Below are 533 nucleotides of genomic sequence, written 5' to 3'. Positions count from 1 at the left end.
TGATATATCATGACCAATTTATTATTTAACAGTCCCGGTGCCATCGCACTCATGCAGTTTGATGATGGCAGAGTTATCGAATTCAGAATGGGTGGTGAAGATACCCTTACGGGTATGACGTAATACCCAACCTTATGGCATTGCGTCATGTCGATGTAAACCACGCCTACGCTTTTCTCTTACTCTCGTGGTTGTTTAATTGCCGTGTAAACTCTTCCAGTGAACAACGTTGCTGTAATGCTTCCAGTAACAGCTGCTGTTGTGTTTTGGGGACCAGGCCACCCAGTGGTGGATCGGTATCCAGATTGGTCGGGAAGGAGTAGCCTTCCCCGCTCGCCGCCACAATTGCCTGTAACTGTTCATCGCTCAAATGTTTACTCAGCAGGGTTGGATAAATCGCTTCCATCACTTTAACGTGATTCACTTTCTCCATTGTTTTGCCAAAAGCGGATGAGACCTGCAGCAAATTGGCTGTACGTACGTGATCCTGCGTGACGTTATTTCCGGCGGCATGGAACAGAGCCGGATTGAAG

The 533-nt window shown here is 47.5% G+C and carries 1 pseudogene; it reads right to left on the bottom strand.

The features are described from left to right. Window positions 1-166: 166 nt before the first annotated feature. Window positions 167-533: pseudogene (locus WH277_RS02470) on the bottom strand (phytanoyl-CoA dioxygenase family protein); the annotation flags it as partial.

It is taken from the genome of Erwinia sp. MYb416 (assembly GCF_037479575.1).
In the GTDB taxonomy this organism is placed as follows: domain Bacteria; phylum Pseudomonadota; class Gammaproteobacteria; order Enterobacterales; family Enterobacteriaceae; genus Erwinia; species Erwinia rhapontici.
The sequence above is the reverse complement of the archived record's forward strand: the minus strand, read 5'-3'. Positions and strand labels throughout refer to the sequence as shown.